16 protein-coding genes are annotated in these 14,613 nt (G+C 65.0%); 5 read left to right on the plus strand and 11 right to left on the minus strand.

The genetic code is table 11. From position 1 onward, the window contains the following. Positions 1–7: 7 nt before the first annotated feature. The 5 genes from R3D65_RS03395 to aroC all read right to left on the minus strand — a co-directional run bounded on the left by R3D65_RS03395 (position 8) and on the right by aroC (position 3,915). Positions 8–340, minus strand: a complete 333-nt coding sequence (locus tag R3D65_RS03395; protein ID WP_371273823.1) for a hypothetical protein — start codon at positions 338–340, stop codon at positions 8–10. 175 nt (positions 341–515) lie between these two features. Continuing rightward, on the minus strand, positions 516–1,436 hold the full coding sequence (locus tag R3D65_RS03400) for a pirin family protein (protein WP_371273824.1): 921 nt from the start codon (positions 1,434–1,436) through the stop codon (positions 516–518). Between the two features lie 116 nt (positions 1,437–1,552). Continuing rightward, positions 1,553–1,807 carry an exodeoxyribonuclease VII small subunit gene (locus tag R3D65_RS03405; protein ID WP_371273825.1) on the minus strand — a complete coding sequence of 85 codons (255 nt, stop codon included), beginning with the start codon at positions 1,805–1,807 and terminating at the stop codon, positions 1,553–1,555. A gap of 2 nt (positions 1,808–1,809) precedes the next feature. Beyond that, complete coding sequence (locus R3D65_RS03410) at positions 1,810–2,736, minus strand: histone deacetylase family protein (RefSeq protein ID WP_371273826.1); 927 nt, start codon at positions 2,734–2,736, stop codon at positions 1,810–1,812. Positions 2,737–2,814: 78 nt separating this feature from the next. Next, positions 2,815–3,915: a chorismate synthase gene (aroC, locus tag R3D65_RS03415; protein ID WP_371273827.1), complete on the minus strand. Its 1,101-nt coding sequence runs from the start codon at positions 3,913–3,915 to the stop codon at positions 2,815–2,817. Between the two features lie 218 nt (positions 3,916–4,133). Between aroC and R3D65_RS03420 the strand changes: the two genes are divergently transcribed. Next, complete coding sequence (locus R3D65_RS03420) at positions 4,134–4,394, plus strand: DUF1344 domain-containing protein (protein WP_371273828.1); 261 nt, start codon at positions 4,134–4,136, stop codon at positions 4,392–4,394. 64 nt (positions 4,395–4,458) lie between these two features. On the opposite strand, the gene R3D65_RS03425 is transcribed toward R3D65_RS03420, so the two are convergent. From R3D65_RS03425 to R3D65_RS03440, 4 genes are all read right to left on the minus strand, one after another. Then, positions 4,459–5,049, minus strand: coding sequence for a histidine phosphatase family protein (locus R3D65_RS03425; protein ID WP_371273829.1), 591 nt, complete (start codon positions 5,047–5,049; stop codon positions 4,459–4,461). Positions 5,050–5,108: 59 nt separating this feature from the next. Next, positions 5,109–5,921 (minus strand): enoyl-ACP reductase FabI, encoded by an 813-nt coding sequence (gene fabI / locus R3D65_RS03430; RefSeq protein ID WP_371273830.1) that lies wholly within the window; start codon positions 5,919–5,921, stop codon positions 5,109–5,111. A gap of 99 nt (positions 5,922–6,020) precedes the next feature. After that, complete coding sequence (locus tag R3D65_RS03435) at positions 6,021–6,968, minus strand: DnaJ C-terminal domain-containing protein (protein ID WP_371273832.1); 948 nt, start codon at positions 6,966–6,968, stop codon at positions 6,021–6,023. Positions 6,969–7,055: 87 nt separating this feature from the next. After that, positions 7,056–7,463 carry an RT0821/Lpp0805 family surface protein gene (locus R3D65_RS03440; protein WP_371273833.1) on the minus strand — a complete coding sequence of 136 codons (408 nt, stop codon included), beginning with the start codon at positions 7,461–7,463 and terminating at the stop codon, positions 7,056–7,058. Between the two features lie 81 nt (positions 7,464–7,544). On the opposite strand from R3D65_RS03440, the gene pdxH reads away from it, so the two are divergent. Both pdxH and R3D65_RS03450 read left to right on the plus strand, forming a co-directional pair. Continuing rightward, positions 7,545–8,162 carry a pyridoxamine 5'-phosphate oxidase gene (pdxH, locus tag R3D65_RS03445; RefSeq protein WP_371274351.1) on the plus strand — a complete coding sequence of 206 codons (618 nt, stop codon included), beginning with the start codon at positions 7,545–7,547 and terminating at the stop codon, positions 8,160–8,162. Positions 8,163–8,451: 289 nt separating this feature from the next. Further along, positions 8,452–9,924 carry a DEAD/DEAH box helicase gene (locus R3D65_RS03450; protein WP_371273834.1) on the plus strand — a complete coding sequence of 491 codons (1,473 nt, stop codon included), beginning with the start codon at positions 8,452–8,454 and terminating at the stop codon, positions 9,922–9,924. 51 nt (positions 9,925–9,975) lie between these two features. On the opposite strand, the gene R3D65_RS03455 is transcribed toward R3D65_RS03450, so the two are convergent. Together R3D65_RS03455 and R3D65_RS03460 are read right to left on the minus strand one after the other, a co-directional pair. Further along, complete coding sequence (locus tag R3D65_RS03455) at positions 9,976–10,728, minus strand: crotonase/enoyl-CoA hydratase family protein (RefSeq protein ID WP_371273835.1); 753 nt, start codon at positions 10,726–10,728, stop codon at positions 9,976–9,978. Between the two features lie 90 nt (positions 10,729–10,818). Next, positions 10,819–12,591 carry an acyl-CoA dehydrogenase gene (locus R3D65_RS03460; RefSeq protein WP_371273836.1) on the minus strand — a complete coding sequence of 591 codons (1,773 nt, stop codon included), beginning with the start codon at positions 12,589–12,591 and terminating at the stop codon, positions 10,819–10,821. A 222-nt stretch (positions 12,592–12,813) separates the two neighbouring features. Here R3D65_RS03460 and R3D65_RS03465 point away from each other — a divergent pair, with 222 nt between their 5' ends. Both R3D65_RS03465 and R3D65_RS03470 read left to right on the plus strand, forming a co-directional pair. After that, complete coding sequence (locus R3D65_RS03465) at positions 12,814–13,743, plus strand: glycine--tRNA ligase subunit alpha (protein ID WP_371273837.1); 930 nt, start codon at positions 12,814–12,816, stop codon at positions 13,741–13,743. A gap of 362 nt (positions 13,744–14,105) precedes the next feature. Next, positions 14,106–14,594 (plus strand): fasciclin domain-containing protein, encoded by a 489-nt coding sequence (locus tag R3D65_RS03470; RefSeq protein WP_371273838.1) that lies wholly within the window; start codon positions 14,106–14,108, stop codon positions 14,592–14,594. Positions 14,595–14,613 lie beyond the last annotated feature (19 nt).

The raw sequence follows: 14,613 nt of genomic DNA on the forward strand, positions 1-14,613 counted from the left end.
CTCGGTGTCAGTTCTGCGGGATCACCGATCCCGTCAGCACAACCCTGTCCACCGCGACACGGCTTGCCGGAAGGGACGCGTGAACCGCTTCCAGACCGCCATACCATGTCTCGCGGGTATAGGAACCCGAATGGAGGTGCGGACGCGGCTGCGGCGTCGAATATTCCGGCTTTCGCCCCGCCTCGAACGTGCCGCGCAGGACCGAGGCGACTTCGCCGATCCGCTGGGCGACCATCTTCTTAGCCGCTTCCTCCAGCGTGCGATCATAGGCGGGGGCGGCATGGGCCGCCGAAAGCCATGCGCATTGCACGGCAAAGAGTGCGATTATTGTCTTTTTCATTGCTGGCTCCCTGTCCTTGGCAAGGAACATAGACGAGCCGGGCTAATATTCAGGGAACAGATACAGTAATCAAACCACGAAATTCATTGGTGAATCTGGCGTCAATGGGCAAGGTGAACAGGATCTGAAACAAGGATACCGGGCTGGACTTCCGCGCCGGCCCGGTGCCGCCCTGTCACGCTTCGGGCAGTGGGATGAACTCTTCCTCGTCACCGGGAACGATGTCGAAACGGCCGGTTTTCCACTCTTCCTTTGCCTGCTCGATCCGTTCCCTGGATGAGGAAACGAAATTCCACCAGATATAGCGCCGCGACCCCATGGAGGCCCCGCCGAAGAGCATGAAGCGCGCGCCGCCCGCGGAGCGCACGTCGATGACGTCGCCCGGACGCAGGACCAGCAGCCGGTCGGGCGGGAAGGTGTCGCCGGACACCGTGATCTCGCCTTCCAGCGTATAGAGCGCCCGCTCCTCGGCATCGGCGGGAATGGTCACCGCTGCGCCGGCTTCGAGCCGCAGGTCAACGTAAAGCGTGTCATGGTACTGCCGGACCGGCGACGTGGCGCCGTAGAACGACCCCATGACGACGCGGGCATGGGCGCCCTCGCCTTCAAGTTCCGGCAGATCGGCGGCGGTGGTATGTGCGAAGGCCGGATCGGTTTCCTCCAGCCGCTCCGGCAGGGCCAGCCAGGTTTGCAGGCCATGCATGCCCATGGCCGAAGCGCGCATTTCCTCCGGTGTGCGCTCCGAGTGCACGATGCCGCGCCCGGCTGTCATCAGGTTCACGTCGCCCGGCACGATGACCATTTCCGTGCCCAGCGAATCGCGGTGGCGGATCTGGCCGTCAAACAGATAGGTCACCGTCGACAGGCCGATATGCGGGTGCGGGCGGACATCCATCGCCACGCCGTCGCGCAGCACCGCCGGCCCCATGCGGTCGAAGAAGATGAAGGGACCGACCATGCGCCGGCGCGCCGAGGGCAGCGCGCGGCGCACCTCGAAACCGCCGATATCCTTCGAATTGGGCACCGCCATCAACTCGATGGCGTCAATGGCCGCGATATCGCGCGGGTTGGGGTCGTTGCCCGGAAAGAAACTCATGGCCTTGCCTCCTGCTGGTTTCGTTCACCGACAGATAAGGCCGGACGCGCGAATGGCGGAGTCCCGCTTCGCCGGAATGACCGTTCACCCTCTGGAAACAACAGCAGGAATTTCGTTCACTCGGAATCGAGCGGTTCCGTGCCTGCTGCTTCCCCGTCGCGCGTCAGGCGAATCTTTTCCACCTTGTCCTCGGCGGCCTTGAGCAATTGCGCGCAGTGCTTCTTCAGCGCCTCGCCGCGCTCGTAAATGGCAATGGACTGGTCGAGCGGCACGTTACCGCCCTCAAGGCTGCCCACGATCCGCTCCAGTTCGGCGAGCGCATCCTCGAAGTTCATGGCCTGAATATCGGGATTGGTCGCGGTCTCGGTCATGGTCATCCCCTCATCAGGCGGCGGACATGGACGGCGGTCGAATCGGCCAGGCCCTTCAGGTCGTAGCCGCCTTCCAGCAGGCTCACCAGCCGGTTCTGCGCATAGCGGCCGGCCCGCTCCATCAGCTTGCCGGTGGCCCAGTCGAAGTCATCCTCGGTCAGTTCCACCTCGGCCAGCGGATCGCGCCAATGGGCGTCGAACCCGGCGGAAATGATGATCAGGTCGGGCCGGAAATCGTCGATTGCCGGCAGGACGCGGCTCTGGAAGGCCTCACGGAAATCCGCGCCATGGGCACCGGCCGAAAGCGGCGCGTTGACGATGTTGCCCGCGCCGGTCTCGTCGCGTGCGCCTGTGCCGGGATAAAGCGGCATCTGATGGGTAGAACAATAGAGAACCGTTGGATCGGACCAGAAGATGTCCTGAGTGCCGTTGCCGTGATGCACGTCCCAGTCGACGATGGCCACCCGCTCGACGCCATGCACCTTCTGGGCGTGGCGGGCGGCAATGGCAGCATTGTTGAAAAGGCAGAAGCCCATGGCCTTGTCCTTTTCGGCGTGGTGGCCAGGGGGACGGGCTGCAACGAAGGCATTGTCGACCTCACCGTTCATCACGGCATCGACGGCGGCGGTGGCGCCGCCGAAGGCGGTCAACGCGGCTTCCCAGCTTTTCGGGCTGGCGGACGTGTCGGCGTCGATGCGCACGATGCCTTCTTCCGGCATGGCATATTCGACCCGGCGCAGATAATCCTCCGGGTGGGCGAGCAGGATGTCCTCCTCGCGGCCCATCGGCGATTCGACACGATCGAGAGCGTCGAAATCCTCGCCGGAAAGCGCTTCCGCCACGGCCTTCATGCGGTCGGGGCGTTCTGGATGGCCCGCCGGAACGAGATGTTCGGCGTGGATCGGATGGGAATAAAGGCGTGTTGTCATGGCCCTGACCTTAAGCGCCCGGCACGTTTTTGGCTATGGGTTGAGCCGGCCGAAGAGGCATATCCCCCGCTATCCGCATCAGATTCTCCCCGTCTGTCCCCTGTGCCTGAGATAATGGTCGGCAATGGCACAGGCGACCATGGCCTCTCCGATGGGCACGGCGCGAATTCCGACGCAAGGATCGTGGCGGCCCTTGGTGCGCACTTCCACCTCGTTGCCATCGGCATCGACGGACTGGCGCGGCGTAAGAATGGAGGATGTCGGCTTGACGGCGAAGCGGGCGACGACCGGCTGGCCGGTGGAGATGCCGCCAAGCACGCCGCCGGCCTGGTTGGACAGGAAATGCGGCTTGCCGTCCGCGCCGATACGCATCTGGTCTGCATTGTCCTCGCCGGTCAGGCGGGCCGCCTCGAAGCCATTGCCGATTTCCACGCCCTTGACGGCGTTGATCGACATGAGATTGGCCGCGATGTCCTGATCCAGCTTGGCATAGATGGGTGCACCGAGGCCCGCGGGCACACCATCGGCCACGATCTCGATGATCGCGCCGACCGAGGAACCCGCCTTGCGGATGGAACCGAGATAATCGGCGAAAACGGGAATCGAGGTCTCGTCCGGGGTGAAGAACGGGTTGTCCTCGCGGCCGATCACGTCCCAGTCCCAGCGGCTGCGGTCGATGTCCTTCTCGCCCATGGCGACGAGGGCGCCACGCACCCTGAGGCCCGGCACGACGAGACGCGCCAACGCACCGGCCGCCACGCGCGCGGCCGTCTCGCGGGCCGAGGAGCGGCCGCCGCCACGATAGTCACGGATACCGTATTTCACATCATAGGCATAGTCGGCATGGCCGGGGCGATAGCGCCGCGCGATCTCGGAATAGTCCTTGGAGCGCTGGTCGGTGTTCTCGATCATCATCGACACCGGCGTGCCGGTGGTGACCAGCGTCTCGCTGTCTTCCTCGGTCATGACCCCCGAAAGGATTTGCACCTGGTCGGGCTCCTGGCGCTGGGTGACGAAGCGTGATGTGCCGGGGCGGCGCTTGTCGAGCTCGACCTGGATCTGGGCGCGCGTGAAGCGGATGCCGGGCGGGCAGCCGTCGATGACGCAGCCCAGCGCCGGGCCGTGGCTTTCTCCCCAGGTGGTCACACGAAAAAGATGTCCGAACGTGTTATGCGACATGTGCCTCGTTCCGTTCACGCCAAGCCTGTCCGCCTCTTAGAGCAAACGGCAGCAAGACAGAAGCCCCGGTTTGGCCATGGGCCTGCGCGCGAGCGGCCGGCGGATCAAAAAAATGTTCTGGCGTAAAGCCCGGCCGGACACAATAATGCCGTCTGGCCGGACCAAGGGATGCAGCAGGGTCTCGGTTCGAACCGAGGTCCGACAATCAAGGAAAAGACATGATGCCTACCCTTTCGCGTATCGCCGCACCCCTGCTTGCCCTCGCCCTGCTCGCCACGCCCGCAATGGCGGAAGTCACCGGCGGCACGATCGTCTCGGTCGATCCGGACGCAATGACGCTGACGCTCGATGACGGTGCGTCCTACAAGCTGAATTCGGAAATCAATGTCTCGGCCCTGAAGGAGGGCATGGAGGTCTATCTATCCTACAATGAGGTGAACGGCGAAAACATCGTCACCGACATGGATATCGAAGAGTGACATTTTCATGCGCCCGCCGGGCTGGCTGGCGGGCGCCAGGCCGGCAATTGGCGGTGCCGCGCGCTCAGATCCAGTCGATCCGGCTGCCTTCGAGCCTCAACAGGCGACCCTGCGGGACTTCCATTTCAGCGGCCTCGTCGCCGGAGAGGCCGTTGACGAGATGGAACAGGGCACGGATGGTGCCGCCATGGGCAACGCATACCGTCGGGACATCCAGCGTTTCGAGCCACCGCGCAACCCGCCCGGCCAGGATTTCATAACTCTCGGCCCCCTCTCCCGGTGGCACGAAGCTCCATTTGCGGCCGGCCCGCTCCCGTGACGTGCCGGGATTGAGCGCGTCAAGCTCCTCGAAGGTGTGGCGTTCCCAATCGCCGAAGGACAGTTCCTTGAGCAAGGGGTCGGTGTCGTAACCCTCGCGTTCGAGACCCAGGCCGGCGCGCATGCGCTCCATGGTTTCGCGTGCGCGGCGCATCGGGCTGGAAACGAAACGGAACGAGGCGTGATCGGCGCCGATGAGACCGGCGAGAAGGCGGCCGTTGTGATCGGCCTGCATGCGTCCGGTCTCGTTGAGCACGGTGTCGGTCTGGCCCTGAAGCCGTCTCTCGGCATTCCAGTCGGTCTGTCCGTGCCGGGCGATATAGGTCAGCGGATACATGATAGCTTTCTTATATACGCAGGCGTGACAGCCCGATGACGGCGCGGCGCGGCGCGCGATCAGACGGTGGAGATGTCGGGTGCGTCCACGGCCTTCATGCCGACCACGTGGTAGCCGGAATCGACATGCAGCACTTCGCCGGTGGTGCCGCGTCCGAGATCGGAGAGAAGGAAGAGCGCCGAATCGCCCACTTCGTCAATGGTCGTGGTGCGCTTCAGGGGCGAGTTGTACTCGTTCCACTTGAGAATATAGCGGAAGTCACCGATGCCGGAGGCGGCGAGCGTCTTGATCGGGCCGGCGGAAATGGCGTTGCAGCGGATGCCGCGCCCGCCGAGATCGACGGCAAGATAGCGCACGGAGGCTTCCAGCGCGGCCTTGGCAACGCCCATGACGTTGTAATGCGGCATGACCTTTTCGGCACCGTAATAGGTGAGCGTCAGCATGGAGCCGCCGTCGTTCATGATGCCTTCGGCGGCCTTGGCGACAGCGGTGAACGAATAGACCGAAATGTCCATCGTCATCAGGAAGTTGTCGCGCGACGTCTCGATATAGCGGCCGTCAAGTTCATCCTTGTTGGAGAAGCCGATGGCGTGGACCAGGAAATCGATCTTGCCCCATTTCGCCTCGATGGCCTGAAAAGTGGCGGCAATGCTGTCCGGATCGGCAACATCGCAATGGCCCACCGTCCAGGCGCCCAGTTCGTTGCCCAGCGGCTCGACGCGCTTCTTCATCGCATCGCCCTGGTAGGTCAGGGCGATTTCCGCACCCGCGTCACTCAGGGAGCGGGCAATGCCCCATGCCATCGAACGGTTGTTGGCAAGGCCCATGATGAGGCCGCGCTTGCCAGCCATCAATCCATTGGTCGCAGTCATGCTGTCTGGTCTCCTGCAAAGGCTCAGCAAACGAGTGCCTGCTTATCGCACAGGCACCCGGAGGCTTCAAGCCAAAGTTCCGCCTTTCCAAAGCGTGTTTCACGCCTTTTCACGGCTCAGGAAGGCTTCCAGCTCCTCGTCGCCGCCTTCGGGCAGCATGATCCGGACATGGGCGAAAAGATCGCCATGCCCACCGCCCTTGACCGGCAGGCCGCGCCCTTTCAGCCGCAGAACCTTGTCGGAACTGGACCAGGCTGGCACCGTGACGGCGATGCGCCCCGACAATGTCTGCAACGGCACCTTGGCGCCCTTGACCGCGTCGCGCAGGCTGACCGGCAGATCGGCATGAAGGTCGGCGCCCTCGACCCTGAAGAGCGGGTGCGGCTTGAACTTCACTGTCACCAGCGCGTCGCCCGGCTGGCCGAACGGGTTTTCAGCCCCCTGCCCCTTGAGGCGGATCGCCTGGCCGTTCTCCACGCCCTCGGGCAGCTTGATGGCCAGCTTGCGGCCGTCGGGGAAGACGGCCGTCACCTTTGCGGCGCTCGCCACATCCTCCAGCGAGACGGCCAGCGTGGCCTTCATGTCCTCGCCCTTCTGCGCGCCGGGCCCGCGCGGGCGGGTGCGCCCGCCGGACGAAAAGGCATGGCCGAACAGGTCGGAAAAGATGTCGCCGGCATCGAAGCCGCCCGGTCCACCCGGTCCACCCGGTCCTGCAGAGCGGAACTCGAAACGGGAGCCATGGGGCCCCCGCGCGCCAGCGGCACCGGCGAAGGGCCCGCCCGGACCGAACGGATCGCCGCCTTCGAACCCGGCGAAACGCGGCTTGCCTTCCGCGTCGATCTCGCCGCGGTCGAACTGCTTGCGCTTCTCCTCGTCGCCGAGGATGTCATAGGCGGTCGAGGCCTCGGCGAAACGCTCCTTGGCCTTCGGATCGTCCGGATTCTGGTCCGGATGATATTTCTTTGCCAGCTTGCGGTAAGCCGACTTGATTTCCTTGGCGGACGCAGCCCTCGCCACGCCCAGCACATCATAGGGATCGCGCGTCATGGGGTCTTCCATCACGGGTTTGTGAACAGTTGCTGCCAATATGGGGACGGCGGGCGAAAACTGCCAGTCCCTTGCGGCATCATGCCCTCAACTGCGCTCGAAGGTGCGCATGAACCAGGCCCCGTCGTCGCCCAGGCAAGCCTCGCCGCGAATGGCCGACACACCATCGAAGCGTTGCATGGTGCCCGCGAAGCGGCGGCAGACCACGCCGCGGTGCTTGACCTCCGTGACAGCGGTGATCAGCCCGGTGGCGCCGGTGTCGAGATTGGCAAAGGGTATCGGCTTGCCGGACAATCCCTCGATATCCGTGGAGGTGACGGCATTGCGCACGGTCATCTCGTCGGTATTGACGACATCGGCGGGACCGACAGAAGAGGTGACGAGCGAACGGTCGACCTCGGCCTCGGCAACGACATTCCTGGAGGCGCATCCGGCGGTGAGCATTGCCAGCAGCAGAACGGACGCAAGAGACTGGCCAAGGCGGGCGAACCGCACTATCCCTTCATTCTGACACGACCGCACACGGACCAAGACGCATCCCTCCTTCGGGATCAACCAGGATTTTCAGGAATGACTATTGGCGAGACAGGGTTAACAAGCAGTGACTTCACGCTGGCCGGCGAACCGCTGAAGCTGTTTGGCGAATGGCTGGACGATGCCACCAAAGCGGAAATCAACGACCCGAACGCCATGGCGCTGGCAACGGTGGACGAGGACGGCCTGCCCGATGTGCGGATGGTCCTTCTGAAAGGGTTCGACGAGAAGGGCTTCGTGTTCTACACCAATTTCGAGAGCGCCAAGGGGCGCGAAATCCTGGCGACCCGCAAGGCCGCGCTCTGCTTCCACTGGAAGAGCCTGCGCCGGCAGGTGCGTGTGCGCGGCGCGGTGGACGTCGTCACGGATGCGGAAGCGGACGAGTATTACGCCTCGCGCCCGCGCGGCAGCCGCATCGGCGCCTGGGCGTCGAAACAGTCGCGCCCGCTGGAAAGCCGTTTCGCGCTGGAAAAGGCCGTCGCGGAATACACGGCGCGCCATGCCGTGGGAGACATTCCCCGCCCGCCGCACTGGTCCGGTTTCCGGATCCGGCCCCGGCAGATCGAATTCTGGCATGATCGCCCGTTCCGGCTGCATGACCGCGTGGTGTTCACGCCAGATGGCGGGGGCGGATGGGACAAGGCCCGCCTCTATCCGTAGGCGCGGCATTGGCGAGTCATTCACCGCGTTTGCAAGATTATACCGGGCATGCCTTGCATTCGCCGCGATCCGGTGCCATTTGAGCATCGTCTCCTGCCGCGCGTAGATGGCCCTTGCGGCCAGCGGCAAGGATTGATCTCGCAATTATCCTCCAAGATCGTTGCCAGCACGCCGCGCCGACAGGCGCCATGATCAGGGCTGCCGATCTACGCTGGTTTCTCCCGAAACACGCCAGTAGTGCCGCGTTTGCCATACCTCAGGGACAGGGCGCGGCCGGAAAAGACATAACTTGACCACATTCAAAGACCTTGGCCTTGCCAGACCCGTTCTCGATGCCCTTCTGGCCGAAGGCTACCAGAATCCCACACCGATCCAGGTGGAAACCATTCCCGTGACCATGAGCGGACGCGACGTGCTGGGCATAGCCCAGACGGGCACCGGCAAGACGGCTGCTTTCGTCCTGCCGCAGCTCAATGCGATGGCCGCGGGCCGCACGAATCCGCCGGCGCGCAGCGCCACCGTTCTCATCCTGGCGCCGACGCGCGAACTGGCGGCCCAGATCGCGGATGCCATCGAGACCTATGGCCGCGCGCTGAAACCCTCGGTCGTCACCGTGATCGGCGGCGTGAAGCCGGGGCCGCAGGCCCGTGCCATGGCGCGCGGCGCCGATTTCCTGGTGGCCACGCCCGGCCGCCTGCTCGACCACATGCAGACCGGTGCCATCACGCTTTCCGGCGTGAAGACGGTCGTGCTGGACGAAGCCGACCAGATGCTGGATCTCGGCTTCATGCCAGCGCTGCGCAAGATCCTCGAAAAGCTGCCCGCCAAGCGACAGATGCTGCTTTTCTCGGCCACCATGCCGAAGCTCATCCGCAAGCTGGCGAGCGAATTCCTGCGCGATCCGGCGGAAATCTCGGTCGCGCCGGTGTCACGACCGATCGAACGGATCGACCAGTCGGTCGTGTTCGTGGAGAAGACGGCCAAGCCGCGCCTGCTGGCAAGGCTGCTGAAGGATGGCGGCGAAAAACGCGCCATCGTCTTCACCCGCACCAAGCATGGCGCGAACCGGCTGTGCCAGCAGCTCGGGCGCTCGGGCATCGATGCGCAGCCGATCCACGGCAACAAGAGCCAGAACCAGCGCGAGAAGACACTGGCTGCCTTCCGCGATGGCTCGCTTTCCGTCCTCGTCGCCACCGATATCGCGGCTCGCGGCATCGATATCGACGACGTGTCGCATGTCTACAATTACGACCTGCCGAATGTCCCGGAAGTCTATGTCCACCGGATCGGGCGCACGGCGCGTGCCGGACGCAGCGGACAGGCGGTTGCCTTCTGCGACACGTCGGAGCGTCCGCTGCTGCGCGACATCGAAAAGCTGACCGGCATCAAGCTGCCGGTCGCGGCCCATGACACCGGCGCGGACCAGCCTGTGGAAGCCGCCGCGCCGCAAGGCGAAGCGCGGGCGGCCCGGAGCCCGAACGCGGAAAAAGCCGAACCGCGCGGCGAAGGCCGCAAGCGCCGCCCCCGGCGGAGCAAGGCGCGCACCGGCGAAACGCGGGGCAGCGCGGCCGAGGGACGCTCCGGGCGCAAGGCCTCCGGCGGCTCATCCGCAGCCAAGCCGGCCGCCCAGGCCAAGACCTCCAACGCGGCCTCGCCGGCAAACAAGAACGGCAAGCGGCGCCGGCGCAAGCCCGCCGCCAGCACCGCGGCCAACGAGGCCGGCCTGCAGCGCATGCTGGGCAATATCGGCATCGGCGCCTGAAGCGCAGACGTCTGACACTGACGAGGGCCGGCAGTTCCCTGCCGGTCTCTTTCAGCCCTTCTTGCGGTTCATGAAGGCCATGAAGGCGGCTTTCGCCTCATCGGATTTCAGGCGCGCGCGGAAGAGCTTTCCCTCCTCGCGGATGCGCTCGACGAGAGCGGTGCGGTCGCCCAGCATCAGGTCGCGGGCGATCCCGAGGGCCTCGGGCGGTTTTGCGGCGATGTCGGCGGCGGCCTCCATGGCGCGTGTTTCCAGTTCATCCTCCCCCACCACGGCCCAGATCATGCCGGCGTCCTTCGCCTCCTGCGCGGTGAAGCCGCGGCTCATGCCCAGCATGGCGAAGGCGCGCTGGCGGCCCATGATCTCGGGGCCCAGCAGGCTGGACCCTGCTTCCGGCACCAGGCCGAGGCTGACGAAGGGCGTGTGAAAAACCGTGCGCGGCGTGGCGAAGGTCAGGTCGCAATGGAAATGGATGGTGGTGCCGATGCCGACCGCGATGCCGTCTGCCGCCGACACGACCGGCTTTCTGGCCGTCGCCAGCGCCATGAGGAAGTCGTAGACCTCCATGCCGCCCTCCCCACCCATGGAAATGGCCAGGAAATCGGCCAGGTCGTTGCCCGACGTGAAAGCGCCGGGAACGCCCAGGATGACGCGGCAACGGATGTCCGGATCGTCGTCGGATTCGGTGAGCGCGGCGGCCATGGCCGCATACATGGCGCGCGTCAGTGCGTTCTTCTTGTCCGGGCGGTTCATCCGGATGGTCATGACCGGGCCTTCGCGCCCGATGATCACGTGTTCGCTCATGGCTGATCCTCCCTGGCCGTGGCGGTGATGTTTGCGTCACGCCATGGCCAAGGGCAAGATCTTTTTTCCGTTTACGTAAGCGGCATCCGCTCAGGATGCCATCAGGATCGCGGAGGCCGCTTCCAGGCTTGCCGTGCCCGCCATGACGCGGTCCTTCAGCGCCGCCGTCTCGCCGACCAGGTTCTCGGCGAAGAAACGGGCCAGCGCCGCGCGGCCTTCCCCGTTTCCGCTGGCTGCCGCGCGCGCGAGATAGCAGCCACCGGCGGCCAGTCCGAACAGGCGCAGATAGGGCGTGGCACCGGCCAGCGCCTCTTCCATGCGTCCGCCCGACAGCGCGTCCTGAAGGAAGCGCGTCGCCGCTTCCAGATCGTCCAGCGCGGCATCGAGACGCGCACCGGTCTCGCCCAGCGCGGGCTCGTTGGAGGTGCGCGCCGTTTCGGCATCGCCACGCAGTTCGGCAATGTAGTCATGGACATGCGCGCCGCCGCCCAGCGGCAGCTTGCGGGTGACCAGGTCGATCGCCTGGATGCCGTTGGTGCCCTCGTAGATGGGCGCGATGCGGGCGTCGCGCAGATAGGCGGCAGCGCCTGTTTCCTCGATGAACCCCATGCCGCCATGCACCTGGATGCCCATGGAGGCGACATCCACGCCGATATCGGTGGAGAACGCCTTGGCCACCGGCGTCAGCAGGCCGGCGCGGTCGCGCCAGCGGGCGGCATCGTCCTCGCCTGTCCGTCCCATGTCGATGGCATGGGCGCAATTGTAGCAGATGGCGCGGGCGGCCTGGGTGAGCGCCTTCATGGTCAGCAGGGTGCGGCGGATGTCGGCATGGTGGACGATGGGCGCCATGCCCTCGCCGTCATGGCCCGGCGCCTTGCCCTGCCTGCGGTCCAGGGCATAGGCCAGCGCATGCTGGTAGGCCGCCTCGGCCACCGAAACGCCCTGAATGCCGACATTCAGCCTGGCATTGTTCATCATGGTGAACATGCAGGCCAGGCCGCGGTTTTCCTCGCCGATCAGGTAGCCGATGGCGCCGGGCGTCTCGCCATGCCTGCCGTCGCCATAGATCATGGTGCAGGTGGGCGATCCGTGGATGCCAAGCTTGTGCTCGATGGAATGGCAAATGGCATCATTGCGCGCGCCCAGGCTGCCGTCATCGTTGACGAGGAATTTCGGCACGAGGAAGAGCGAAATGCCGCGCGTGCCGGCGGGAGCATCGGGCAGGCGCGCCAAGACGAGGTGGACGATGTTGTCCGTTGCGTCGTGCTCGCCCCAGGTGATGAAGATCTTCTGGCCGAAAATGCGATAGGTGCCATCGCCCACAGGCTCGGCGCGGGCGCGCAGCGCGTTGAGATCCGAGCCGGCCTGCGGCTCGGTCAGGTTCATCGTGCCGGTCCATTCGCCGGACACGAGCTTTTCGAGGAATTTCGCCTTGAGGCTGTCGGAGCCATGCGCTTCCAGCGCCTCGATGGCGCCCATGGTCAGCATGGGTCCGAGCGCAAAGCCCATGGAAGCGGAATTCCACATTTCCTGGGTGGCGGTGTTGAGCGAGACCGGGAGACCCTGGCCGCCGAAATCGACAGGGCCCGAAATGGCGTTCCAGCCGCCGGCCGCCCAGCGGCGGTAAAGATCGGCCCAGCCATCGGGAAGCGTCACCTTGCCATCGGCATGGGTGCAGCCCTGGGTGTCGCCCACCTTGTAGAGCGGGGCGATCTCATCGGAGGCGAACTTGCCGGCTTCCTCCAGGATGGCGTCGAGAAGGTCTTCCGACAGGTCGCCGAGCCGCCCCTCCTCCATGGCCTTGCCGATGCCGGCAACATGCTTGAGCGTGAAGGCGATTTCCTCGACAGGGCTGCGATACATGGGATCCTCCGGTCAATGCAGTGGCAGGGATTTGTGGCCTTCCTGCCGGAGATTTCAAGTCCGGTCTGTCCCGCAGTTTACATTTTGCGAAAAACCGGGCGGCGACGGCATGTCCGTCCTGCGCGATCGTCCATGCGCCTTGACCATGCTCCACCGCCGGGGCTAATCAGCGGCAGACACCGCTTCCAGACGAGCAAGGCAGCCGCCATGACCGCAGACCACATGAGCCCACAGCGTTCCTTCCAGGGGCTGATCCTCGCCCTGCACAATTACTGGGCCGATTACGGCTGCGCCATCCTGCAGCCCTATGACATGGAAGTGGGCGCGGGCACGTTCCACCCGGCCACCACGCTGCGCTCGCTCGGGCCGAAGCCATGGAATGCCGCCTATGTGCAGCCGTCACGCCGGCCCAAGGACGGGCGCTACGGCGAGAATCCGAACCGGCTGCAACACTATTACCAGTATCAGGTCATCCTGAAGCCCAACCCGTCCAATCTTCAGGAGCTCTATCTCGGCTCCCTGCAGGCCATCGGGCTCGATCCGCTCGTCCATGACATCCGCTTTGTCGAGGACGACTGGGAAAGCCCGACGCTGGGCGCCTGGGGGCTGGGCTGGGAATGCTGGTGCGACGGCATGGAGGTTTCGCAGTTCACCTATTTCCAGCAGGTCTGCGGCATCGAATGCGCCCCCGTTTCGGGCGAACTGACCTACGGGCTGGAGCGTATCGCCATGTATGTGCAGGGCGTCGACAATGTCTATGACCTGAACTTCAACGGCCGCGAGGGGTCGGAGAAAGTCACCTATGGCGATGTCTTCCTGCAGGCCGAGCAGGAATATTCGCGACACAATTTCGAATATGCCAACACCGCCATGCTGCATCAGCATTTCATCGATGCGGAAAAGGAATGCGCCGCCCTGCTTGCGGCCGGCGCGCCGGATCAGCCGGGCCACCTGCACAAATGCGTGCTGCCGGCCTATGACCAGTGCATCAAGGCGTCCCACGTCTTCAACCTGCTGGATGCGCGCGGCGTGATCTCGGTCACCGAGCGCCAGAGCTACATCCTGCGGGTGCGCAACCTGGCGCGCCAGTGCGGCGAAGCCTTCCTGCTGACGGAAGCCGGCGGCGCGGCAATGGCGGCAAGCGCCGCCTGAGCGGCAATGTCGGCAAGCGCCGCCTGAGCGGCGACGGCGCATGGTCCGGCCTTGCCGGCACGATCACCGGGCGGCCATCGGCCGCCCGCTTTCGTTTTCCATCCGCCCTGCAACCGGGGCGGCGCGTCACGTTCCACGCCCCGCCTACTTCACGCCGGCCGGGACTGTGGCAACGCAATGACGGATCACTGCGTTCACGCAGCCGTGAAGGAAAACTCCCGCCTGAATTTTGACTGAACCGTGATCCCCGCCCCTGCGTGAAAGCCGGTGACAGGGCGCAAACACTGCCTGTCGCCGGAAGCCCTGCCCCCTCCAACCCCAGAGGGCTGCCGGAACGCCATTGACCAACGGGAGAAAATCACATGCGCATGTATGCCTTTGCCTCCGCCATCGCCCTTGGCGCCGCTGCCGCCACGCCGGCTGCCGCCAGCAACATCGTCGAGACCGCCCAGTCGGCCGGCACGTTCAACACGCTGCTGGCTGCCGCGCAGGCCGCCGGCCTTGCCGACGCGCTGGCCACGGGTGAGAACCTCACCGTTTTCGCGCCGACCGACGAAGCATTCGCCAAGCTGCCCGAGGGCACGGTGGAAGATCTCCTGAAGCCGGAGAACAAGGACAAGCTCGCCGCCATCCTGCAATATCACGTCGTGCCGTCGAAGATCATGGCCGGTGACATTGCCGAAGGCACCAGCGAAGTCGCCACGCTCAAGGGCAGCGGCGACACCACGATCGAAGTGACGAAGAACGCCGATGGCGTGATGGTCGACGGCGCCAAGGTGGTTTCGGCCGATGTCGCTGCCGACAATGGCGTCATCCACGTCATCGATTCCGTCATCCTGCCGCAGGACTGACCCGAACCCTCTCCTCTGA

The organism is Zhengella sp., from assembly GCF_041397485.1.
Lineage (GTDB): Bacteria > Pseudomonadota > Alphaproteobacteria > Rhizobiales > Rhizobiaceae > Zhengella.

What these genes read in the sequence shown, in the direction of transcription:
- R3D65_RS03455 (WP_371273835.1), bottom strand. Translation starts at nt 10,728, where the DNA reads ATGAGCGAACACGTGATCATCGGGCGCGAAGGCCCGGTCATGACCATC.
- R3D65_RS03420 (WP_371273828.1), top strand. Translation starts at nt 4,134, where the DNA reads ATGATGCCTACCCTTTCGCGTATCGCCGCACCCCTGCTTGCCCTCGCC.
- fabI (WP_371273830.1), bottom strand. Translation starts at nt 5,921, where the DNA reads ATGACTGCGACCAATGGATTGATGGCTGGCAAGCGCGGCCTCATCATG.
- R3D65_RS03425 (WP_371273829.1), bottom strand. Translation starts at nt 5,049, where the DNA reads ATGTATCCGCTGACCTATATCGCCCGGCACGGACAGACCGACTGGAAT.
- R3D65_RS03435 (WP_371273832.1), bottom strand. Translation starts at nt 6,968, where the DNA reads ATGACGCGCGATCCCTATGATGTGCTGGGCGTGGCGAGGGCTGCGTCC.
- R3D65_RS03470 (WP_371273838.1), top strand. Translation starts at nt 14,106, where the DNA reads ATGCGCATGTATGCCTTTGCCTCCGCCATCGCCCTTGGCGCCGCTGCC.
- R3D65_RS03395 (WP_371273823.1), bottom strand. Translation starts at nt 340, where the DNA reads ATGAAAAAGACAATAATCGCACTCTTTGCCGTGCAATGCGCATGGCTT.
- R3D65_RS03465 (WP_371273837.1), top strand. Translation starts at nt 12,814, where the DNA reads ATGAGCCCACAGCGTTCCTTCCAGGGGCTGATCCTCGCCCTGCACAAT.
- R3D65_RS03460 (WP_371273836.1), bottom strand. Translation starts at nt 12,591, where the DNA reads ATGTATCGCAGCCCTGTCGAGGAAATCGCCTTCACGCTCAAGCATGTT.
- aroC (WP_371273827.1), bottom strand. Translation starts at nt 3,915, where the DNA reads ATGTCGCATAACACGTTCGGACATCTTTTTCGTGTGACCACCTGGGGA.
- R3D65_RS03410 (WP_371273826.1), bottom strand. Translation starts at nt 2,736, where the DNA reads ATGACAACACGCCTTTATTCCCATCCGATCCACGCCGAACATCTCGTT.
- R3D65_RS03405 (WP_371273825.1), bottom strand. Translation starts at nt 1,807, where the DNA reads ATGACCGAGACCGCGACCAATCCCGATATTCAGGCCATGAACTTCGAG.
- R3D65_RS03400 (WP_371273824.1), bottom strand. Translation starts at nt 1,436, where the DNA reads ATGAGTTTCTTTCCGGGCAACGACCCCAACCCGCGCGATATCGCGGCC.